At 65.1% G+C, this 22374-nt stretch carries 19 protein-coding genes and 5 tRNA genes; 22 read left to right on the top strand and 2 right to left on the bottom strand.

The genetic code is table 11. The features are described from left to right. Together DSM104443_RS18510 and mscL are read right to left on the bottom strand one after the other, a co-directional pair. Complete coding sequence (locus DSM104443_RS18510) at positions 1–1164, bottom strand: trypsin-like peptidase domain-containing protein (RefSeq protein ID WP_171094907.1); 1164 nt, start codon at positions 1162–1164, stop codon at positions 1–3. Next, a complete protein-coding gene (gene mscL / locus DSM104443_RS18505; protein WP_171094905.1) occupies positions 1165–1590 on the bottom strand; it encodes a large conductance mechanosensitive channel protein MscL in 426 nt (141 codons plus the stop codon). It abuts the gene before it with no gap. A 200-nt stretch (positions 1591–1790) separates the two neighbouring features. On the opposite strand from mscL, the gene petA reads away from it, so the two are divergent. From petA to fusA, 22 genes are all read left to right on the top strand, one after another. Further along, a complete protein-coding gene (petA, locus tag DSM104443_RS18500) occupies positions 1791–2396 on the top strand; it encodes a ubiquinol-cytochrome c reductase iron-sulfur subunit (RefSeq protein ID WP_171094902.1) in 606 nt (201 codons plus the stop codon). A gap of 4 nt (positions 2397–2400) precedes the next feature. Continuing rightward, entirely contained in the window at positions 2401–3714 is a 1314-nt protein-coding gene (locus tag DSM104443_RS18495; RefSeq protein ID WP_171094901.1) for a cytochrome b, read from the top strand. Between the two features lie 5 nt (positions 3715–3719). After that, positions 3720–4463: a cytochrome c1 gene (locus DSM104443_RS18490; RefSeq protein WP_171094899.1), complete on the top strand. Its 744-nt coding sequence runs from the start codon at positions 3720–3722 to the stop codon at positions 4461–4463. 67 nt (positions 4464–4530) lie between these two features. Continuing rightward, positions 4531–5130, top strand: a complete 600-nt coding sequence (locus tag DSM104443_RS18485) for a glutathione S-transferase N-terminal domain-containing protein (RefSeq protein WP_171094897.1) — start codon at positions 4531–4533, stop codon at positions 5128–5130. A 4-nt stretch (positions 5131–5134) separates the two neighbouring features. Beyond that, the gene (locus DSM104443_RS18480) at positions 5135–5554 is read left to right on the top strand and encodes a ClpXP protease specificity-enhancing factor (RefSeq protein WP_171094895.1); all 420 of its coding nucleotides are present in this window, start codon (positions 5135–5137) and stop codon (positions 5552–5554) included. A gap of 18 nt (positions 5555–5572) precedes the next feature. Then, positions 5573–5648: transfer RNA gene (locus tag DSM104443_RS18475), tRNA-Thr, on the top strand. Positions 5649–5720: 72 nt separating this feature from the next. After that, positions 5721–5807, top strand: a tRNA-Tyr gene (locus DSM104443_RS18470). Positions 5808–5846: 39 nt separating this feature from the next. Further along, positions 5847–5920: transfer RNA gene (locus DSM104443_RS18465), tRNA-Gly, on the top strand. A 13-nt stretch (positions 5921–5933) separates the two neighbouring features. Beyond that, positions 5934–6008: transfer RNA gene (locus DSM104443_RS18460), tRNA-Thr, on the top strand. A 22-nt stretch (positions 6009–6030) separates the two neighbouring features. Further along, positions 6031–7221: an elongation factor Tu gene (tuf, locus tag DSM104443_RS18455; RefSeq protein ID WP_171094875.1), complete on the top strand. Its 1191-nt coding sequence runs from the start codon at positions 6031–6033 to the stop codon at positions 7219–7221. Between the two features lie 16 nt (positions 7222–7237). Continuing rightward, a tRNA-Trp gene (locus DSM104443_RS18450) sits at positions 7238–7313 on the top strand. A 25-nt stretch (positions 7314–7338) separates the two neighbouring features. Continuing rightward, a complete protein-coding gene (secE, locus tag DSM104443_RS18445) occupies positions 7339–7689 on the top strand; it encodes a preprotein translocase subunit SecE (protein WP_171094893.1) in 351 nt (116 codons plus the stop codon). A gap of 2 nt (positions 7690–7691) precedes the next feature. Then, positions 7692–8225 carry a transcription termination/antitermination protein NusG gene (nusG, locus tag DSM104443_RS18440; RefSeq protein WP_171096625.1) on the top strand — a complete coding sequence of 178 codons (534 nt, stop codon included), beginning with the start codon at positions 7692–7694 and terminating at the stop codon, positions 8223–8225. A gap of 95 nt (positions 8226–8320) precedes the next feature. After that, entirely contained in the window at positions 8321–8752 is a 432-nt protein-coding gene (gene rplK, locus DSM104443_RS18435) for a 50S ribosomal protein L11 (RefSeq protein WP_171094891.1), read from the top strand. Between the two features lies 1 nt (position 8753). Next, the gene (rplA, locus tag DSM104443_RS18430; RefSeq protein ID WP_171094888.1) at positions 8754–9461 is read left to right on the top strand and encodes a 50S ribosomal protein L1; all 708 of its coding nucleotides are present in this window, start codon (positions 8754–8756) and stop codon (positions 9459–9461) included. A 171-nt stretch (positions 9462–9632) separates the two neighbouring features. Beyond that, positions 9633–10163, top strand: coding sequence for a 50S ribosomal protein L10 (gene rplJ / locus DSM104443_RS18425; RefSeq protein WP_171094886.1), 531 nt, complete (start codon positions 9633–9635; stop codon positions 10161–10163). Positions 10164–10215: 52 nt separating this feature from the next. Further along, on the top strand, positions 10216–10596 hold the full coding sequence (gene rplL, locus DSM104443_RS18420; protein WP_171094885.1) for a 50S ribosomal protein L7/L12: 381 nt from the start codon (positions 10216–10218) through the stop codon (positions 10594–10596). Between the two features lie 242 nt (positions 10597–10838). Next, positions 10839–14915 (top strand): DNA-directed RNA polymerase subunit beta, encoded by a 4077-nt coding sequence (rpoB, locus tag DSM104443_RS18415; protein WP_171094883.1) that lies wholly within the window; start codon positions 10839–10841, stop codon positions 14913–14915. Positions 14916–14973: 58 nt separating this feature from the next. After that, on the top strand, positions 14974–19179 hold the full coding sequence (gene rpoC, locus DSM104443_RS18410; RefSeq protein WP_171094881.1) for a DNA-directed RNA polymerase subunit beta': 4206 nt from the start codon (positions 14974–14976) through the stop codon (positions 19177–19179). 127 nt (positions 19180–19306) lie between these two features. Then, entirely contained in the window at positions 19307–19684 is a 378-nt protein-coding gene (rpsL, locus tag DSM104443_RS18405; RefSeq protein WP_076019848.1) for a 30S ribosomal protein S12, read from the top strand. Between the two features lie 40 nt (positions 19685–19724). Next, positions 19725–20195: a 30S ribosomal protein S7 gene (rpsG, locus tag DSM104443_RS18400; protein ID WP_171094879.1), complete on the top strand. Its 471-nt coding sequence runs from the start codon at positions 19725–19727 to the stop codon at positions 20193–20195. A gap of 60 nt (positions 20196–20255) precedes the next feature. Then, on the top strand, positions 20256–22361 hold the full coding sequence (fusA, locus tag DSM104443_RS18395; RefSeq protein WP_171094877.1) for an elongation factor G: 2106 nt from the start codon (positions 20256–20258) through the stop codon (positions 22359–22361). Positions 22362–22374 lie beyond the last annotated feature (13 nt).

Below are 22374 nucleotides of genomic sequence, written 5' to 3'. Positions count from 1 at the left end.
CTAGTCGTCGCCGCGCGGGCGCGCCCGGCGCTTGCCGACCACCACGTCGAGGGAGAGCTCGGCGTTCTTGCGGATCACCTTCACCGGCACCGTCTTGCCCGGGATCACCTCGGCGATGGCGTTGAGCGCCTGGTTCACGTCCGACACGGACTTGCCGTTCACGCTGGTGATCACGTCGCCCAGCTTGATGCCGCCTTTTTCCGCGGGGCTGCCCTTCTCGATCGCGCCGACGATGGCGCCCTTGGTCGTGCCCTTCAGCCCCAGGGACTGCGCGAGCTCGGAGCTCAGGTCCGCGACCTCCACGCCGAACCAGCCGCGCGTGACCGCGCCGTTCTCGATGATCTGCTCCATCACGCGCCGCGCGAGGCTCACCGGAATGGCGAATCCGATGCCCTGGTAGCCGCCCGTGCGCGAGAAGATCAGCGTGTTGATGCCGACCAGGTTGCCGTTGGTGTCGACGAGCGCGCCGCCGGAATTGCCGGGATTGATGGCCGCATCGGTCTGGATGAAGCTGCCGAAGGGGCTCGCGTTGCCGATCTCGCGGCCGACCGCGCTCACGATGCCCATGGTCACCGTCTGGCCGACGCTGAACGGATCGCCGATGGCGAGCACCACGTCGCCGACGCGCGAGCTGTCGGGCGGACCGAACGTGATCGGCGTGAGCCCGTTGGCGTCCACTCGCACCACCGCGAGATCGGTGTCGGGATCGAGGCCGACCACTTTCGCGGGCACCGTGCGGCCGTTGTGCAGCGTCACCTGGATGTCCGTCACGCCCTCGACCACGTGGTCGTTGGTGAGGATGTAGCCGTCGCGGCTCACGATCACGCCCGAGCCCAGCGAGAGCTGCGTCTCGGGGGGCGCGGAGAAGCGGTCGCCGAAGAAGCGCTGGAACACCGGGTCCTGCAGCAGCGGGTTCGCGCGCTTCACCTGGCGCGTGGCCGAGATGTTCACCACCGAGGGTATGGCCTTCTTCGCCGCCTCGCTGAACGAATAGGGGCGCGGCGCGTTGGGCTGCATCGAGATCGCGGGCGCGGCCGGACCCTCGCGGACCTCGACCACGTTGGTGCGCCACGCGAGCCAGTCCGGCTTCACCAGGCTCACGACGAACAGCACCGCGAGCGTCACGGTGACCGCCTGCGCGAAGAGCAGCCATACGCGGCGCATCTAGGCCTGCTTGGCCTTGAGCAGGTCGCGGATCTCGCGAAGGAGCGTCACGTCTTCCGGCGGCGGGGGCGCCACGGCGGGCTCGCGCCGCAGCTTGTTCACCTGTTTCACCATCAGGAAGATGATGAACGCCAGGATCACGAAGTTGAGCGAAACGGTGAGGAAATTCCCGTAGGCGAGCACCGGGATCCCCGCCTTCTTCACCGCCTCCAGCGTCATCGGGATGTTGGGGGGGATGTCCTTCAGCGCGATGAAGTAGTTGGAGAAGTCCAGGCCCCCCACCAGGCGCCCGATGACGGGCATGACGACGTCATTCACCAGGGAGTCGACGATTTTTCCGAACGCGGCCCCGATGATCACGCCGACCGCCAGGTCGACGACATTGCCTTTGACGGCGAACTCCTTGAATTCCGATGCAATTCCCATGTTTTTCTCCGGTGGCTTGGCGGGGGGCTCGGGCCAATCTAAGGGGGGTGTCGGGGGGCGTCAATCGGCGGGAACCGACAGCTTGGGCTTTAAGCAGGGGGGGTGAATCCGCTAGAATAATCAATTAGTCACCTGTTCCCCGGATACCCTTCGGCATTCCCCGGATATTTCTCCCGGATATTTCCCCCCTCCAGATAAAAATGACCGCCATCGTCCAAGACCAAGTCGACGAGAAAAAGCGCCGCTGGCTCATCGTCGCGACCGCCGCCGTGGGTGCCGCTGCCGGCGCCGGCGTGGCAGCGCCCTTCGCCCTCAGCTGGTTCCCCAGCGCCCGGGCCCTCGCGGCCGGCGCGCCCGTCGAAGTGCCGATCGACAAGCTCGAGCCCGGCCAGCAGATCACCGTCGAATGGCGCGGCAAGCCGATCTGGGTGCTGCGCCGCACGAAGGAGATGCTCGACATCCTCCCGAAGGCCGACCCGCTCCTGGTCGACCCGGAATGCACCGTTCCGCAGCAGCCGGCCTACATCAAGGGCCGCGAGCGCGCGATCAAGCCCGAATACTTCGTCTGCGAGGGCGTCTGCACGCACCTCGGCTGCTCGCCCACCCTGAAGAAGGAGATCGGCGCCGCCTCCGACATGGGCCCCGACTGGCCGGGCGGCTACTACTGCCCGTGCCACAACTCCCGCTTCGATCTTTCGGCACGCGTGTTCAAGGGCTCCCCGGCCCCGACCAACCTGAAGATTCCCCCCCATAACTACAAATCCGACGCCGTGATCGTTATCGGCGAGGACCCCAAGGGAGCCTGACAAGATGGCCGTCCTGAACAAGCCTCCCGTCACGGGAGCCGGGCGTTTCAACGGCATCCTCACGTGGGTCGACGCGCGTTTCCCGCTGGTGCGCATGTGGAAGGAGCAGCTCTCCGAGTACTACGCGCCGAAGAACTTCAACTGGTGGTACTACTTCGGGTCGCTCGCGCTGCTGTGCCTGGTGATCCAGATCGCCTCCGGCATCTTCCTCACGATGAACTACAAGCCGAGCGCGGAGCACGCCTTCGCGTCGGTCGAGTTCATCATGCGCGACGTGCCCGGCGGCTGGCTGATCCGCTACATCCACTCGACCGGCGCGTCGATGTTCTTCATCTGCGTGTACCTGCACATGGCCCGCGGGCTCATGTACGGCTCGTACCGCAAGCCCCGGGAGCTGATCTGGATCTTCGGCGTGCTGATCTACCTCTCGCTGATGGGCGAGGCGTTCTTCGGCTACCTGCTTCCGTGGGGCCAGATGTCCTACTGGGGCGCCCAGGTGATCATCAACCTGTTCGGCACCGTGCCGTTCATCGGCGAGGAGCTGGCGGTGTGGATCCGCGGCGACTACAACGTCTCCGACGCGACGCTGAACCGCTTCTTCGCGCTGCACGTGGTCGCGCTGCCGCTGGTGATCCTGGGCCTCGTCGCCGCGCACCTGACGGCGCTGCATGAGGTGGGATCGAACAACCCCGACGGCGTCGAGATCTACAAGAACATCGACCCGAAGAGCGGCCACCCGGTCGACGGCATCCCGATGCACCCGTACTACACGATCAAGGACATCTTCGGGGTCGCCGTCTTCCTGCTCGTGTTCTCGGCGATCGTGTTCTTCTCGCCCGAGATGGGCGGCTACTTCCTCGAGTACAACAACTTCGTGCCCGCGGACCCGCTGAAGACCCCGGAGCACATCGCCCCGGTGTGGTACTTCACGCCGTACTACGCGATGCTCCGCGCGATCCCGCCCATCTTCAACTCGCAGTTCCCGGGCGTCGCGGTGATGGGCGCGGCCACGATGATCCTCTTCCTCCTGCCCTGGCTCGACCGCGGCAAGGTGAAGTCGATCCGCTACCGCGGGCCGGTCTACAAGGCCTGGTTTACGGCCTTCGTGATCTCGTTCCTGATCCTGGGCTACCTCGGCGTCGAGCCCACCACGGTGTTCGGCGAGTTCGGCAAGGGCCTGCCGATCGTCGGCGGCGACTATGTCGCGCTGTGGGTCGCGCGCGTGCTGACCGTCGTGTACTTCGCGTTCTTCCTGCTGATGCCGTGGTACACGAGCCGGGACAAAGAGAAGCCCGAACCGCAACGGGTCACGGGGTGATCGACATGAAGAAACTCTTCCGTACCCTCCTCGCGGCGCTCGCCGTCGCTCCCGCCCTGGCCCTGGCCTCCGGCGCGAAGGTCCAGCTCGACCGCGCGCCCGTGAACCTGCACGACAACGCATCGCTGCAGCGCGGCGCCCAGATCTTCGTGAACCACTGCCTCAACTGCCATTCGGCGAGCGCGATGCGCTACAGCCGCCTCACGGACCTGGGCCTCACCGAGGCGCAGATCGTCGACAACCTCGTCCTCGCGGGCGAGAAGGTCGGCGAACCGATGGTGGCCGTGCTCGACCCGAAGGACGCGAAGGCCTTCTTCGGCGTCGTGCCGCCGGATCTCTCGCTGCTCGCGCGCTCGCGCGGCTCGGACTGGATCTACACGTACCTGCGCGGCTTCTACCGCGATCCGTCCACCAAGACGGGCTGGAACAACACCGTGTTCCCGAACGTGGGCATGCCCCACGTGCTGTGGGAGTACCAGGGCGAGCCGGTGCTGCAGGTGACGTCGAAGATGGACCCGAACACGGGCGACAAGGTCGAGACGCGCAAGCTCGCGCTCGCCGGCCCGGGGAAGCTGAAGCCGGTGGAGTACGACCAGTACGTCGCCGACCTCGTGAACTTCATGACGTACCTGTCGGAGCCGGCGCAGACGAACCGCAAGATGTGGGGGATCGTCGTCCTCTTCTTCCTGACGGGCTTCGTCGTGATCACGCTGCTGCTCAAGAACGAATACTGGAAGGACGTCCGCTAACCGGAAGCGGCGCGCGGGACCAACGGGGCCGTGAGTGTCCCGGGATGCCACAAGGGGTAAAGAAAAGATGATGACGCTCTACTCGGGGATCACCGATCCCTTCAGCCACCGTTGCCGGATCGTGCTCTACGAAAAGGGCATGGATTTCGAGATCATCGACGTGGACCTCATGAACAAGCCCGAGGACCTCGCGGTGATGAACCCGTACAACCGCACGCCGGTGCTGGTGGAGCGCGACCTCGTCCTGTACGAGTCGAACATCATCAACGAGTACATCGACGAGCGCTTCCCGCATCCGCAGCTGATGCCGGCGGACCCGGTGATGCGCGCCCGCGCGCGCCTCTTCCTGTTCCGCTTCGAGCAGGAGCTCTTCAACCACGTGCAGACGCTGGAGTCCGGCACCCAGAAGGCGCAGGAGAAGGCGCGCCTGTACGTGCGCGAGAACCTGATCCAGATCGCGCCCATCTTCGTGAAGCAGAAGTACATGCTGGGCGAGGAGTTCTCGATGCTGGACGTGGCGATCGCCCCGCTGCTGTGGCGCCTGGACCAGTACCAGATCCAGCTGAACAAGCAGTCGGCCCCGCTGCTCAAGTACGCCGAGCGCCTGTTCTCGCGCCAGGCGTTCATCGACTCGATGACGGCCTCCGAGAAGGCGATGCGCCGGTAGTGCCATGGCCGAAGTCTCCACCAAGCCGTATTTCATCCGCGCCATCTACGAGTGGTGCTCGGACTGCGGCTACACGCCCTATCTCAGCGTGAAGGTGGATGACCGGACCCGGGTGCCGATGGAGTATGTGAAGAGCGGGGAGATCGTGCTCAACGTGAGCCTGAACGCCACGCGCAACCTCACGATCAACAACGAGCTGATCCAGTTCTCCGCGCGGTTCAACGGCGTGTCGCGCGAGGTGAACATCCCGGTCGACCGCGTGCAGGGCATCTTCGCGCGCGAAAACGGCCAGGGCGCCTTCTTCACGGTCGAGGCGCCCACAGCGCTGTCGCCCGCCACGCCGATGGTGGCCGAGGCCGGCGCCGATTCCGAACCCCCCAAGCCGCCTGCCGCGGGCCGGGCCAAGCTGAAGCTCATCAAGTAGCCAAGTAAGTGCCCGCTAGCCGGCATAGCTCAGTTGGTAGAGCAACCGCCTTGTAAGCGGTAGGTCGTCCGTTCGATTCGGACTGCCGGCACCACCCGCCCCGTGCGGGGAAATCCTTGTTTTGCTTGCCCGAAACCGCGAATCTGGTGGATAATCGAGGGTTCCCGGAGAGGTGCCCGAGCGGCTAAAGGGGGCAGACTGTAAATCTGTTGGCCTTGCGCCTACGTTGGTTCGAATCCAACCCTCTCCACCAAATAATTTAAGTTGAGTATTCAGGGGGTTGGACGGCTGGGCGGGTGTAGCTCAATGGTAGAGCAGAAGCCTTCCAAGCTTACGACGAGGGTTCGATTCCCTTCACCCGCTCCAAAGGCACAAAAGCGCCCATGTAGCTCAGTGGTAGAGCACTCCCTTGGTAAGGGAGAGGCCACGCGTTCAATCCGCGTCATGGGCACCAGTTAATCGAGGACGAGAAAATCATGGCCAAGGGCAAGTTCGAGCGTACGAAGCCCCACGTGAACGTGGGCACGATCGGTCACGTGGACCACGGCAAGACCACGCTGACGGCGGCGATCACGACGGTGCTGTCGAAGAAGTTTGGTGGCGAGGCGAAGGCCTACGACCAGATCGACGCGGCGCCGGAGGAGAAGGCGCGCGGGATCACGATCAACACGGCGCACGTGGAATACGAGACGAGCAAGCGCCACTACGCGCACGTCGATTGCCCGGGCCACGCGGATTACGTGAAGAACATGATCACGGGTGCGGCGCAGATGGATGGCGCGATCCTGGTCGTGAGCGCTGCCGATGGCCCGATGCCGCAGACGCGAGAGCACATCCTGCTGGCCCGCCAGGTGGGCGTGCCGTACATCATCGTGTTCATGAACAAAGCGGACATGGTCGATGACAAGGAGCTGCTGGAGCTGGTGGAGCTGGAAGTCCGCGAGCTGCTCTCCAAGTACAAGTTTCCCGGCGACAAGACGCCGATCATCATCGGCTCGGCGCTGAAGGCGCTGGAGGGTGATACGGGCGAGCTGGGCGAAGGCGCGATCATGAAGCTGGCCGATGCGCTGGATTCCTACATCCCGACGCCGGAGCGCGCGATCGACGGCACGTTCCTGATGCCGGTGGAAGACGTGTTCTCGATCTCGGGTCGCGGCACGGTGGTCACGGGCCGCATCGAGCGTGGCGTGATCAAGGTGGGCGAGGAGATCGAGATCGTGGGCTTGAAGCCGACGGTCAAGACGATCTGCACGGGTGTCGAGATGTTCAGGAAGCTCCTGGACCAGGGGCAGGCCGGCGACAACGTGGGGATCCTGCTGCGCGGCACGAAGCGCGAAGAGGTCGAGCGTGGCCAGGTGCTGGCCAAGCCGGGCTCGATTCCGCCGCACACGAAGTTCGAGTGCGAGGTGTACGTGCTGTCGAAGGAAGAGGGTGGCCGTCATACCCCGTTCTTCAACGGCTATCGCCCGCAGTTCTACTTCCGCACCACCGACGTGACTGGCGCGCTGGTGCTGCCGGAAGGCACCGAGATGGTCATGCCCGGTGACAACATCAAGATGACGGTGACGCTGATTGCGCCCATCGCCATGGAAGAGGGACTTCGCTTCGCCATTCGCGAAGGCGGCCGCACCGTCGGCGCCGGCGTCGTCTCCAAGATTCTCGAGTAGTCAGCTGAAGGAACACAGGCCAGTAGCTCAATTGGCAGAGCGGCGGTCTCCAAAACCGCAGGTTGGGGGTTCGAGACCCTCCTGGCCTGCCAGACGCAGAAACGGAACAGAGGCGTGATGGCGGAACGAATCAAGATGGCGATCGCGGCGCTGATCGCAGTGGCCGGGTTGTACGGCTTCTACGCGCTGCGCGAGAACTACCCCACGGTCGTGCGCCTCGGCGTGCTGCTGGGGTCGTTTGCCGTGGCGGCGGGCATCATGTGGCTCACGCAGCCGGGCAAGGACTTCGTCGTGTTCGCGCGCGAGTCCGCCGAGGAAGCCAAGCGCGTCGTGTGGCCCTCCCGCAAGGAGACGCTGCAGACGACGGGCGTGGTGTTCCTGTTCGTGTTCGTGATGGCGCTGTTCCTGTGGGTGGTGGACGCGGGGCTCCTGTGGGTCACGCAAAAACTGCTCGGGCAGGGAGGCTGATGATGTCGATGCGCTGGTACGTCGTGCACGCCTATTCGGGCCAGGAGAAGAGCATCCAGGCCGCCCTGATCGACCGGATCAAGCGCTCGGGCATGGCCGACAAGTTCGGCCAGGTCCTGGTGCCCACCGAGGAAGTGGTGGAGCTGAAGAAGGGCCAGAAGGCGCTCTCCGAGCGTCGCTTCTTCCCGGGCTACATCCTGGTGCAGATGGACATGACGGACGAGACCTGGCACCTGGTGAAGAGCACGCCGAAGGTCACCGGCTTCATCGGTGGCACGGCGATGCGCCCGACGCCCATCTCGGACAAGGAAGTGGAGAACATCCTGCACCAGGTGCAGGAGGGCGTGGAGAAGCCGAAGCCGAAGGTGCTGTTCGAAGTGGGCGAGACGGTGCGGGTCACCGACGGTCCCTTCAACGACTTCAACGGCTCGGTGGAGGAAGTGAACTACGAGAAGAGCAAGATCCGCGTCTCGGTGCTGATTTTCGGGCGCCCCACGCCGGTCGAGCTCGAGTTCGGCCAGGTCGAGAAGGCCTGAAGAATTGACGCAGCGCAGTCCAGGCGCTTCCTGGACAACCTGAACGGGGAGGGCGAGCCGATCGGCGAGTCCGCCAGCACCCGGGGAGAATGACCGTGGCAAAGAAAGTTGTCGGCTTCATCAAGCTGCAAGTGCCGGCGGGCAAGGCGAATCCCTCGCCGCCCATCGGACCCGCGCTGGGCCAGCGTGGCCTGAACATCATGGAGTTCTGCAAGGCGTTCAACGCGCAGACCCAGAAGATGGAACCGGGCCTGATGCTGCCGGTGGTGATCACCGCGTTCGCGGACAAGAGCTTCACCTTCATCATCAAGACCCCGCCCGCGACGGTCCTGATCAAGAAGGCCATCAAGCTCGAGAAGGGCAGCAAGACGCCGCACACCGACAAGGTGGGCAAGCTCACGCGCGCGCAGGCCGAGGAAATCGCGAAGACCAAGATGCCGGACCTCACCGCCGCCGACCTGAATGCCGCCGTGCGCACCATCGCCGGCAGCGCCCGCAGCATGGGCGTCGAAGTGGAGGGGATCTAACATGTCCAAGCGAGTTGAAAAGAACATCGGTCTCGTCGACCGCGCCAAGCACTACGCCCTCAAGGACGCGCTGGGCCTGGTGAAGCAGACCGCCACCGCCAAGTTCGACGAGTCCGTCGACGTGGCCGTGAACCTCGGCATCGACGTGAAGAAGTCGGACCAAGTGGTCCGCGGCTCCGTCGTGCTGCCGCGCGGCACGGGCAAGACCGTGCGCGTGGCCGTGTTCACGCAGGGCGCCAACGTGGAAGCCGCGAAGGCCGCCGGCGCCGACATCGTCGGCTTCGACGACCTCGCCGAGAAGATCAAGGGCGGCTTCATGGACTTCGACGTCGTCATCGCCTCCCCGGACGCGATGAAGGTCGTCGGCCCGCTCGGCCAGGTGCTGGGCCCGCGCGGCCTGATGCCCAACCCGAAAGTGGGCACCGTGTCGCCGAACGTCGCCGAGGCCGTCAAGGCCGCGAAGGGCGGCCAGGTGCAGTACCGCGCCGACAAGGCGGGCATCGTGCAGTGCACGATCGGCCGTGCCTCGTTCGACGTGGAAGCGCTGGCCGAGAACTTCGAGGCGCTGCTCGGAGCGATCAACAAATCGAAGCCCACCGCGCTGAAGGGGATCTACCTGAAGAAGGTCTCGGTCTCGAGCACGATGGGCGTGGGCGTCAGGGTGGACCAGACCGGCATGGCGGGAGCCAGCGCGGTCGGGGGCCACTAAACCGAACTTTGGGCCGCTGCCCGCATCACGGGGCGGCGGGTTGTCAAAGACCGTAGGTGCCCGCGAGGGCTCAATCGAGGGGGAACAGTCCCGAAACCTACGCAGATGGCGAACCCCAATCAGGATCTGCAGTTCCTGGCCGAGGTCGCTATTCACAGCAAGGAGAAGACCTTGAGTCTGAATCTCGAAGAGAAGAAGGAAGTCGTTGCGGAAATTTCCGCGCGCGTGGCCAAGGCGCAGGCGATCGTCATCGCCGAGTACCGCGGCCTGCCCGTGGAGAGCGCTACGCAACTGCGCGCGCAAGCGCGCGCTTCCGGCGTCTATCTTCGCGTGTTGAAGAACACCCTCGCGCGCCGCGCGGTCCAGGGAACGCCGTTCGAGAAGCTCGCCGAGAAGATGGTCGGCCCTCTCGCCTACGGCATTTCCGAAGACCCGGTGGCTGCCGCGAAGGTGCTCCACACCTACGCGAAGACGAACGACAAGCTGGTCATCATGGGCGGAGCGATGCCCGGCCAGCTGATGACGGCGAAGGAAATCGGAGCCCTTGCCACGCTGCCCAGCCGCGAGCAGTTGCTTGCCACGCTGATGGGCACGATGCAGGCCCCGATCACCAAGTTCGTCCAGACGCTGAACGAGGTGCCGAGCAAGCTCGTGCGGACCCTCGCTGCCGTGCGCGACCAGAAGGAAAAGGCTTCCGCCTGATCCCGCCGCGACTTCCATTTCAAAGACCTTAATCGAACCAGGAGCATTACTAATGGCACTCAGCAACCAGGAAATCCTCGACGCGATCTCGGCCAAGTCGGTCCTCGAGATCTCGCAGCTCATCAAGGACATGGAAACCAAGTTCGGCGTCTCCGCCGCTGCCGCCTCCATCGCCGTCGCCGCCCCCGCGGCCGGTGGTGGTGCCGCTGCCGCCGAAGAGAAGACCGAATTCAACGTGATCCTTGCCGCCGCCGGCGAGAACAAGGTGAACACCATCAAGGCCGTGCGTGAAGTCACGGGCCTGGGCTTGAAAGAAGCCAAGGACCTCGTCGACGGCGCGCCGAAGCCCCTGAAGGAAGGCGTGAACAAGGCCGACGCCGAAGCCATCAAGAAGAAGATGGAAGAAGCCGGCGCCAAGGTCGAAATCAAGTAATTCGCCCCCATGTTGGGGGGTCTGCCGGGAGGAGCACCGCCCGGCAGGCACCAGACGCCAAAGACAAGCCTCCCCGGGGGCTTGTCTTTGTCTTCTGAAGCGACTGCAGGAGACAGGTTTGGTCGGGCCCACGTCCCCGTGGGCCGTCCGCCAGCGGCTCGTAGCGGCGAGCCACCAGGCCCTGTTGGCACCAGTCGGAAGCACGGCAGCGGGCAACCCGCGGCCGTCGATCCGGAGTTCACATGACCTATTCTTTCACCGAGAAGAAACGCATCCGCAAGAGCTTCGCGAAGCGCGCGGCCGTCCTGGATGTGCCCTTCCTCCTGGCCACGCAGATCAACTCGTACGCCGAGTTCCTGCAGGCTGAATCGCATGCGGACAAGCGCATCGAGTCCGGCCTGCAGTCGGCCTTCCAGTCGGTGTTCCCGATCTCCAGCCATTCGGGCAGCGCCCGCCTGGAGTACGTGAGCTACGCCCTGGGCGAGCCCCCGTTCGACGTGGTGGAGTGCCAGCAACGCGGCCTCACCTTCGCCAGCCCGCTGCGCGCGAAGGTCCGCCTGGTGATCATGGATCGCGAAGCGACCAAGCCGACCATCAAGGAGATGAAGGAGCAGGAGGTGTACATGGGCGAGATCCCGCTCATGACCCGCAACGGCTCCTTCGTCATCAACGGCACCGAGCGCGTCATCGTCTCCCAGCTGCACCGCTCGCCCGGCGTGTTCTTCGAGCACGACCGCGGCAAGACGCACTCCTCCGGCAAGCTCCTGTTCTCGGCCCGCGTGATTCCGTACCGCGGCTCGTGGCTCGATTTCGAGTTCGACCCCAAGGACTACCTCTACTTCCGCGTCGACCGCCGCCGCAAGATGCCGGTGACGATCCTGCTGAAGGCGCTCGGCTACAAGCCCGAGCAGATCCTCGAGCATTTCTTCGCGTTCGACACGTTCCATTTCGCCAAGAAGGGCGGCATCGAGTTCGACATCGTCCCCGAGCGCCTGCGCGGCGAGATCGCGCGCTTCGACATCGCGACGAAGGCCGGCAAGGTCATCGTCCAGAAGGACAAGCGCATCACCGTGAAGCACATCCGCGAGCTGGAAGCCGCGGGCATGAAGAAGCTCTCCGTCGAGCCCGACTACCTCCTCGGCCGCGTGATCGCCAAGAACACGGTGAACACCACCACGGGCGAGATCGTGGCGAACGCCAACGACGAGATCACCGAAGCCGTCCTCAAGAAGCTCCTGGACTCCGGCATCGAGACGCTGCAGACCCTCTACACCAACGACCTCGACCAGGGCCCGTACATCTCGCAGACCCTGCGCATCGACGAGACCGTCGACCAGCTCAACGCCCAGGTCGCCATCTACCGCATGATGCGTCCCGGCGAGCCGCCCACCGAGGAGGCCGTGAAGACGCTCTTCGGCGGACTCTTCTTCAACGAAGACCGCTACGACCTCTCCGACGTCGGCCGCATGAAGTTCAACCGCCGCGTGGGCAAGGACGAGCTCACGGGCAAGATGACGCTGTCCAACGAGGACATCGTCGCGGTGATCAAGATCCTCGTGGAGCTGCGCAACGGCCGCGGCGAGATCGACGACATCGACCACCTCGGCAACCGCCGCGTGCGTTCCGTGGGCGAGCTGGCGGAGAACCAGTTCCGCTCGGGCCTCGTCCGCGTCGAGCGCGCCGTGCGCGAGCGCCTCTCGCAGGCCGAGAGCGAGCAGCTGATGCCGCACGACCTGATCAACGCGAAGCCCGTCTCCGCGGCGATCAAGGAGTTCTTCGGCTCCTCGCAGCTCTCGCAGTTCATGGACCAGACCAACCCGCTGTCCGAGATCACGCACAAGCGCCGCATCTCGGCCCTGGGCCCGGGCGGCTTGACGCGCGAGCGCGCCGGCTTCGAGGTGCGCGACGTGCACCCGACGCACTACGGCCGCGTCTGCCCGATCGAGACGCCGGAAGGCCCGAACATCGGCCTCATCAACTCGCTCGCACTCTACGCGCGCACGAACGAGTTCGGCTTCATCGAGACCCCGTACCGCAAGGTGCATGACGGCAAGGTCACGAAGGACATCGAGTACCTGTCGGCGATCGAGGAAGGCAAGTACACGATCGCGCAGGCGAACGCCGAGGTGGACAAGCACGGCAAGTTCGTCGACGAGCTGGTCTCGTGCCGCCACCGCAACGAATTCACGCTGTCCGGCCCGGAGAAGATCGAGTACATCGACGTCGCGCCCTCGCAGATCGTGTCGGTCGCCGCTTCGCTGATCCCGTTCCTCGAGCACGATGACGCGAACCGCGCGCTGATGGGCTCCAACATGCAGCGCCAGGCCGTTCCCTGCCTGCGTGCCGAGAAGTCCCTCGTCGGCACCGGCATCGAGCGCACGGTCGCGATCGACTCCGGCACTGCCGTCCAGGCACGCCGCGGCGGCCGCATCGACTACGTGGACGCCGGCCGCATCGTCGTTCGCGTGAACGACAACGAGACGCGCCCGGGCGAAGCGGGCGTGGACATCTACAACCTCACGAAGTACACGCGCTCCAACCAGAACACCAACATCAACCAGCGTCCCCTGGTGAAGGTGAACGACCAGATCGCCGCCGGTGACGTGGTGGCCGACGGCGCCTCGACCGACATGGGCGAGCTGGCGCTGGGCCAGAACCTGCTGGTCGCGTTCATGCCCTGGAACGGCTACAACTTCGAGGACTCCATCCTCATCTCCGAGCGCATCGTCGCCGAAGACCGCTACACCTCGATCCACATCGAGGAGCTGGTCGTCGTCGCGCGCGACACGAAGCTCGGCGCCGAGGAGATCACCCGCGACATCTCGAACCTCTCCGAGCGCATGCTCTCGCGCCTGGACGAGTCGGGCATCGTCTACATCGGGGCCGAAGTCGAGGCCGGCGACGTGCTGGTGGGCAAGGTCACGCCGAAGGGCGAGACGCAGCTCACCCCCGAAGAGAAGCTGCTGCGCGCCATCTTCGGCGAGAAGGCCTCCGACGTGAAGGACACGTCGCTGCGCGTGCCCTCGGGCATCAACGGCACCGTGATCGACGTGCAGGTCTTCACCCGCGAGGGCATCCAGCGCGACAAGCGCGCCCAGCAGATCATCGACGAGCAGCTGAAGGACTACCGCAAGGACCTCCACGACCAGCTGCGCATCGTCGAGGACGACCTCTTCGCGCGCCTGGAGCGCATGCTCACGGGCAAGACCGCCAAGGGCGGCCCGAAGAAGCTCGCCAAGGGCGCCAAGATCGCCAAGGCGTACCTGGCCGAGCTCGAGCGCCACGAGTGGTTCGACATCCGCCTCACGGATGACGACTCCGCCGTCCAGCTGGAGCAGCTGCGCGAGAGCCTCGAGCTCACCCGCAAGGAGTTCGACAAGGCCTTCGAGGAGAAGAAGAAGAAGCTCACGCAGGGCGACGAGCTGCCCCCGGGCGTGCAGAAGATGGTGAAGGTCTACGTCGCGGTGAAGCGCCGCCTGCAGCCGGGCGACAAGATGGCCGGCCGCCACGGCAACAAGGGCGTGATCTCCAAGATCGTCCCGGTCGAGGACATGCCCTTCATGGCCGACGGCACCCCCGTCGACATCGTGCTGAACCCGCTCGGCGTGCCTTCGCGGATGAACGTGGGGCAGATCCTCGAGACGCACCTGGGCTGGGCCGCCAAGGGCCTGGGCCAGCGCATCCAGGAGATGCTGCGCGCCCAGGAGGCTCCGGCCAAGCTGCGCAAGTTCCTCGAGAAGATCTACAACGGAGCGGGCAAGAAGGAAGACCTCGCTTCGTTCACGGACGAGGAGATCATCGAGCTCTGCCGCAACCTCCAGGCGGGCGTTCCGTTCGCGACGCCGGTGTTCGACGGCGCGACCGAGGTCGAGATCAAGGACATGCTCGAGCTGGCCGGCCACCCGCGCAGCGGCCAGATCACGCTGTTCGACGGCCGCACGGGCGATGCCTTCGACCGCTCGGTGACCGTGGGCTACATGCACATCCTGAAGCTGCACCACCTGGTCGACGACAAGATGCACGCGCGTTCCACCGGCCCGTACTCGCTCGTCACCCAGCAGCCGCTGGGCGGCAAGGCGCAGTTCGGCGGCCAGCGCTTCGGCGAGATGGAGGTCTGGGCGCTGGAAGCGTACGGCGCCTCGTACACGCTGCAGGAGATGCTCACCGTCAAGTCGGACGACACGCAGGGCCGCACCAAGGTCTACGAGAACATCGTGAAGGGCGAGCACAAGATCGAGGCGGGCATGCCCGAGTCGTTCAACGTGCTGGTGAAGGAAATCCGCTCCCTCGCGATCGACATCGACCTCGAGCGTTATTGATTGGACTAGTCACAGGCAACGCACTGAAACCCGCGACTAGACACCAGGAGATTTAGAGATGAAAGCATTGCTCGATCTGTTCAAGCAGGTCACCCAGGAAGAAGAGTTCGACGCGATCCGCATCGGCCTCGCTTCCCCCGACAAGATCCGCTCGTGGTCGTACGGCGAGGTGAAGAAGCCGGAGACGATCAACTACCGCACGTTCAAGCCGGAACGCGACGGCCTGTTCTGCGCCAAGATCTTCGGCCCGATCAAGGACTACGAGTGCCTCTGCGGCAAGTACAAGCGCCTGAAGCACCGCGGCGTCATCTGCGAGAAGTGCGGCGTGGAAGTCACGCTGACCAAGGTTCGCCGCGAGCGCATGGGCCACATCGAGCTCGCGAGCCCGGTCGCCCACATCTGGTTCCTGAAGAGCTTGCCGTCGCGCCTGGGCATGGTGCTGGACATGACGCTGCGCGACATCGAGCGCGTCCTGTACTTCGAAGCCTATGTCGTGACCGACCCGGGCATGACGCCGTTGAACCGCTGCCAGCTCCTCTCCGAGGACGACTACCTCGCGAAGGTCGAGGAGTACGGCGACGACTTCTCCGCCGCCATGGGCGCGGAAGGCGTTCGCGATCTGCTGCGCAAGCTGGATGTCCCCCGCGACATCGAGCAGCTGCGCACGGACCTCGCCGCCACGTCGTCGGAAACCAAGATCAAGAAGATCGCCAAGCGCCTGAAGGTGCTGGAGGCGTTCAACAAGTCCGGCATCAAGCCCGACTGGATGATCATGGAAGTGCTGCCGGTGCTGCCGCCGGACCTGCGCCCCCTGGTCCCGCTGGACGGCGGCCGCTTCGCGACCTCCGACCTGAACGACCTCTATCGCCGCGTGATCAACCGGAACAACCGCCTGAAGCGCCTGCTGGAGCTGAAGGCCCCGGAAATCATCGTGCGCAACGAGAAACGCATGCTGCAGGAAGCCGTCGACTCGCTGCTCGACAACGGCCGCCGCGGCAAGGCGATGACGGGCGCCAACAAGCGCGCCCTCAAGTCGCTCGCCGACATGATCAAGGGCAAGAGCGGCCGCTTCCGCCAGAACCTGCTGGGCAAGCGCGTCGACTACTCGGGCCGCTCGGTCATCGTGGTCGGTCCGACGCTGAAGCTCCACCAGTGCGGGCTGCCGAAGCTCATGGCGCTCGAGCTCTTCAAGCCGTTCATCTTCCACAAGCTGGAAGTGATGGGCCTCGCCACGACCATCAAGGCGGCCAAGCGCATGGTGGAAAGCCAGGAGCCGGTGGTGTGGGACATCCTCGAGGAAGTCATCCGCGAGCACCCGGTCCTGCTGAACCGCGCCCCGACGCTGCACCGCCTCGGCATCCAGGCTTTCGAGCCCGTGCTGATCGAGGGCAAGGCGATCCAGCTGCACCCGCTCGTCTGCGCCGCGTTCAACGCGGACTTCGACGGCGACCAGATGGCCGTCCACGTCCCCATCTCGCTCGAAGCGCAGATGGAAGCCCGCACGCTCATGCTGTCGTCCAACAACGTGCTGCACACCGCGCACGGCGAGCCGATCATCGTGCCGTCGCAGGACATCGTGCTGGGCCTGTACTACGCCACGCGCCAGCGTGTCGCGGCCAAGGGCGAAGGCTCGATGTTCCAGAACGTCGCCGAAGCGAGCCGTGCCTACGAGTCGGGCGGGGTCGAGCTGCACGCGGCGATCACGGTGCGCATCCGCGAAGTCCTGAAGGGCGAGGACGGTGAGCTGAAGGAGGTCGTCAACCGCTACGAGACGACCGTCGGCCGCGCGCTGCTGTCGGAGATCCTCCCGGCCGGCCTGCCGTTCCCGCTCATCAACAAGCCGCTGAAGAAGAAGGAAATCTCGAAGCTGATCAACGAGGCCTTCCGCCGCTGCGGCATCCGCGAGACGGTCATCTTCGCGGACAAGCTCATGTACACGGGCTTCACCTACGCCACGCGCGCGGGCCTGTCGATCTGCGTCGACGACCTCCTCATCCCCGATGAGAAGGTGAAGATCATCGACGCGAGCGAGAAGGAAGTGAAGGAGATCGAGCGCCAGTACACCTCCGGCCTCGTGACCCAGGGCGAGCGCTACAACAAGGTGGTCGACATCTGGGGCCGCGCCGGCGACCAGATCGCCAAGGCGATGATGGACCAGCTCGGCAACGAGAAGGTCATCGACCGCAAGGGCAAGGAAGTCACGCAGGAATCGTTCAACGCGATCTACATGATGGCCGACTCGGGTGCGCGCGGTTCCGCCGCGCAGATCCGCCAGCTGGCCGGCATGCGCGGCCTGATGGCGAAGCCGGACGGCTCGATCATCGAGACGCCGATCACGGCGAACTTCCGCGAAGGCCTGAACGTGCTGCAGTACTTCATCTCGACGCACGGTGCGCGCAAAGGCCTGGCCGACACGGCGCTTAAGACCGCCAACTCGGGCTACCTCACGCGCCGCCTGGTCGACGTGACGCAGGATCTCGTGGTGGTCGAGGACGATTGCGGCACGATGATGGGCATGGACATGAAGGCGCTGGTCGAGGGCGGCGAAGTGGTCGAGCCGCTGCGCGAGCGCATCCTGGGCCGCGTCGCCGCGACGGACGTGCAGCATCCGGAGAGCCGGGACGTCGTCCTGGCCGCCGGCACGCTGCTGGACGAGGCGGGCGTCGAGCGCCTGGAGAGCCTGGGCGTGGACGAGGTCAAGGTCCGCACTCCGCTCACGTGCGAGACGCGCTTCGGCCTGTGCGCCCGCTGCTATGGCCGTGACCTCGGCCGCGGCACGCTGGTGAACGTCGGCGAGGCGGTGGGCGTCATTGCCGCGCAGTCGATCGGCGAGCCGGGCACGCAGCTCACGATGCGTACCTTCCACATCGGCGGCGCGGCTTCGCGCACCGCGGTGGCGAGCTCGGTGGAGGCCAAGTCCAACGGCGTGGTGCACTTCTCCAACACGATGCGCTACATCACCAACGCCAAGGACGAGCTGATCGCGATCTCGCGCAACGGCGAGATCATCATCTCCGACGAGAGCGGCGGCCGCGAGCGCGAGCGCCACAAGGTGCCGTACGGCGCCATGCTGGCGGTGAAGGACGGCGTGAAGGTGAAGGCGGGCCAGGTCCTCGGCACGTGGGATCCGCTCACGCGCCCGATCATCACCGAGTACGCCGGCGAGATCCGCTTCGAGAACGTCGAGGAGGGTGTCACCGTGGCCAAGCAGATCGACGAGACCACGGGCTTGTCGAGCCTGGTCGTGATCGATCCGAAGCGCCGCGGCACGTCGGCCACCAAGGGCCTGCGCCCGGCCGTGAAGCTGATCGGCGCCGGGGGCAAGGAAGTGAAGCTCGCCCAGGGCGATGCGCCGGTGAACTACACGTTCCAGATCGGCGCCATCATCACGGTGAAGAACGGCCAGCAGGTGCAGGTCGGCGACGTGATCGCGCGTATCGCGCAGGAATCGTCCAAGACCCGCGACATCACGGGCGGCCTGCCGCGCGTGGCGGAGCTGTTCGAAGCGCGCTCGCCGAAGGATGCGGGCCTGCTCGCGGAGATCACCGGCACGGTCTCGTTCGGCAAGGACACCAAGGGCAAGCAGCGCCTCATCATCACCGACGTCGAGGGTGCCGCCCACGAGTACCTGATCCCGAAGGAAAAGCACGTCACGGTGCACGACGGCCAGGTGGTCAACAAGGGCGAGACGATCGTCGACGGCCCGGCGGATCCGCACGACATCCTGCGTCTCCAGGGGATGGAAGCGCTGGCCCGCTACATCATCGACGAGGTGCAGGACGTCTACCGCCTCCAGGGCGTGAAGATCAACGACAAGCACATCGAGGTGATCGTGCGCCAGATGCTCCGGCGCATCCAGATCACGGATCCGGGCGAAACCCGGTTCATCACCGGTGAGCAGGTCGAGCGCGCCGATCTCCTCACGGAGAACGACCGCATCACGGCCAACAACAGCGGCAAGAAGCCCGGCGAGTTCCAGTACATGCTCCTGGGCATCACCAAGGCGTCGCTGTCCACCGACTCGTTCATCTCGGCGGCCTCCTTCCAGGAGACCACCCGGGTGCTCACCGAGGCGGCGATCATGGGCAAGAGGGACGACCTGCGCGGCCTCAAGGAGAACGTCATCGTCGGGCGCCTCATCCCGGCGGGCACGGGCCTGGCCTACCACTCGACCCGGAAGAAGGTCGTGGTCGAGCCGGGGGCCAGCTCCTCGTTCGGGTTCTCCCTGGACGAGGCTGACGTTAGTAACGAGCAGGTTGCTTGACCGGAATGCCTTAACCCCCTAAAATTGAGAGCTTTTTTGCCTCTCCTTCGGTTAGCGCCGAAGGGGGGGTAGCAGCCCTCGAAGGGGCCGGAACCATGGGTTTGTAAACCCGAAATCGGACAAAAAGATGCCTACGATCAATCAGTTGATGCGCAAGCCCCGCCGCAAGGCGGTCACCAAGAGCAAGGTTCCGGCGCTCGCCGGCAGCCCCCAGAAGCGGGGGGTTTGCACGCGCGTGTACACCACGACCCCGAAGAAGCCGAACTCGGCCCTCCGGAAGGTCGCCAAGGTGCGCCTCACCAACGGCTACGAGGTGATCAGCTACATCGGCGGCGAAGGCCACAACCTGCAGGAACACTCGGTCGTGCTGATTCGCGGCGGCCGCGTGAAGGACCTGCCGGGCGTTCGCTACCACATGGTCCGCGGCAGCCTGGATACGGCCGGCGTGAAGGACCGCAAGCAATCGCGCTCGAAGTACGGCGCGAAGCGGCCCAAGGCCGCTTGATCGGGCCCCGGCCCACCCCCATTTCTGAACGGATAACCCTATGCCCCGCCGCCGTGAGATTCCCAAGCGCGAGATCCTCCCCGATCCGAAGTTCAAGAGCGAGGAAGTCGCCAAGTTCATCAACGTGCTCATGACGCGCGGCAAGAAGTCGATCGCCGAGCGGATCATGTACGGCGCGCTCGAAGCGATCTCGAAGAAGTCCGGCAAGGACGCCTTCGAGGTGTTCAGCGCCGCGATCGCCAACGTGAAGCCGATGGTGGAAGTGAAGAGCCGCCGGGTCGGTGGCGCCAACTACCAGGTTCCGGTGGAAGTCCGCCCGGTCCGCCGCACCGCGCTGTCGATGCGCTGGCTGCGCGAAGCCGCCCGCAAGCGCGGCGAGAAGAGCATGGGCCAGCGCCTGGCCAACGAGCTGATGGAAGCCGCCGAAGGCCGTGGCGGCGCCGTGAAGAAGAAGGAAGAAGTGCACCGCATGGCCGAGGCCAACAAGGCCTTCGCCCACTACCGCTTCTAAGGGAGCCATCCGCCGCCAAGCCGCCAGAGGCTGGCGGCTTGATACGGAAGAGAGACCAACGTGGCACGCAAGACACCCATCGACCGCTACCGCAACATCGGGATCTCCGCGCACATCGACGCAGGGAAAACCACGACCACGGAGCGCATCCTGTTCTACACCGGGGTGTCCCACAAGATCGGCGAGGTCCATGACGGCGCGACCGTGATGGACTGGATGGAGCAGGAGCGCGAGCGCGGCATCACGATCACGTCGGCCGCCACGACCTGCTTCTGGAAGGGCATGGACGGTCTTCGTCCCGACCATCGCATCAACATCATCGACACCCCCGGCCACGTGGACTTCACCATCGAGGTGGAGCGCTCCATGCGCGTGCTGGATGGCGCGTGCATGGTGTATTGCGCCGTGGGCGGCGTGCAGCCGCAGTCCGAGACCGTGTGGCGCCAGGCGAACAAGTATCGCGTGCCCCGTCTCGCCTTCGTGAACAAGATGGACCGCACGGGCGCCAACTTCTTCAAGGTCTACGACCAGATGAAGTCGCGCCTCAAGGCCAACCCGGTTCCCATCCAGATCCCCATCGGGGCCGAGGACCAGTTCCTGGGCGTGGTCGACCTCATCAAGATGAAGGCCATCTACTGGGACGAAGCGTCCCAGGGGATGAAGTTCGAGCTGCGTGAAATCCCCGCCGAGCTCCTCGAGTCGGCCAAGGAATGGCGCGAGAAGATGATCGAGTCCGCCGCCGAGGCGAACGAGACCATCATGAACAAGTACCTCGAGTCGGGCGAGCTCTCCGAAGAGGAGATCAAGAAGGCTCTCCGCGACCGCACCATCGCGAGCGAGATCGTGCCGATGATGTGCGGCTCGGCCTTCAAGAACAAGGGCGTCCAGGCCATGCTGGATGCCGTGATCGACTACATGCCGGCCCCGACGGACATCCCGCCGGTGAAGGGCATGCTCGAGAACGGCCAACCCACGTCGCGCCGGGCCGCGGACGACGAGCCCTTCGCCGGCCTCGCGTTCAAGATCATGACCGACCCGTTCGTGGGCCAGCTCATCTTCTTCCGCGTCTATTCGGGCGTGGTGAATTCGGGCGACACGATCTACAACCCGATCAAGTTCAAGAAAGAGCGCATCGGCCGCATCCTGCAGATGCACGCCAACCAGCGCGAAGAGATCAAGGAAGTCCGTGCCGGCGACATCGCCGCCGCGGTCGGCCTGCGCGAAGCCACGACCGGCGACACGCTCTGCGATCCCGACAAGATCATCATCCTCGAGAAGATGGTGTTCCCGGAGCCGGTGATCTCGCAGGCCGTCGAGCCCAAGACCAAGGTCGACCAGGAGAAGATGGGCATCGCCCTGAACCGCCTCGCGCAGGAGGATCCGTCCTTCCGCGTGCGCACGGATGAAGAGAGCGGCCAGACCATCATCGCCGGCATGGGCGAGCTGCACCTGGAGATCATCGTCGACCGCATGAAGCGCGAGTTCGGCGTGGAAGCCAGCGTCGGCAAGCCGCAGGTCGCCTACCGCGAGACGATCCGCAAGGTCGTCGACTCGGTCGAGGGCAAGTTCGTCAAGCAGTCGGGCGGCCGCGGCCAGTACGGCCACGTGGTCCTGAAGGTCGAGCCGTCGGAGCCGGGCAAGGGCTTCGAGTTCGTCGACGCCATCAAGGGCGGCGCGGTGCCGCGCGAATTCATCCCCGCGGTGGAAAAGGGCCTGAAGGAAACGCTGCCCAACGGCGTGCTCGCCGGCTACCCGGTGGTGGACGTGAAGGTGACGCTGCACTACGGCTCGTACCACGAGGTCGACTCGAACGAGAACGCGTTCAAGATGGCCGCGTCGATGGGCTTCAAGGAAGGCATGCGTCGCGCCTCGCCCGTGCTGCTCGAGCCGATGATGTCGGTCGAGGTGGAGACGCCGGAAGACTATTCCGGCACCGTGATGGGCGACCTGTCGTCGCGCCGCGGCCAGATCCAGGGCATGGACGACATGGTCGGCGGAGGCAAGATCATCAAGGCCGAGGTGCCGCTGTCGGAGATGTTCGGCTACTCGACGAGCCTTCGCTCGGCGACCCAGGGTCGCGCGACCTACACGATGGAATTCAAGCACTACTCGGAGGCGCCGAAGAACGTCGCCGAGGCGATCATCAACCAAAAAGCGGCAGCTTGAAGAGGATTTAGAT

Origin of the sequence: Usitatibacter rugosus (genome assembly GCF_013003965.1) — a bacterium.
GTDB lineage: Bacteria > Pseudomonadota > Gammaproteobacteria > Burkholderiales > Usitatibacteraceae > Usitatibacter > Usitatibacter rugosus.
Note: the sequence above shows the minus strand (reverse complement) of the source record. Positions and strands in the feature narration are given on the sequence as shown.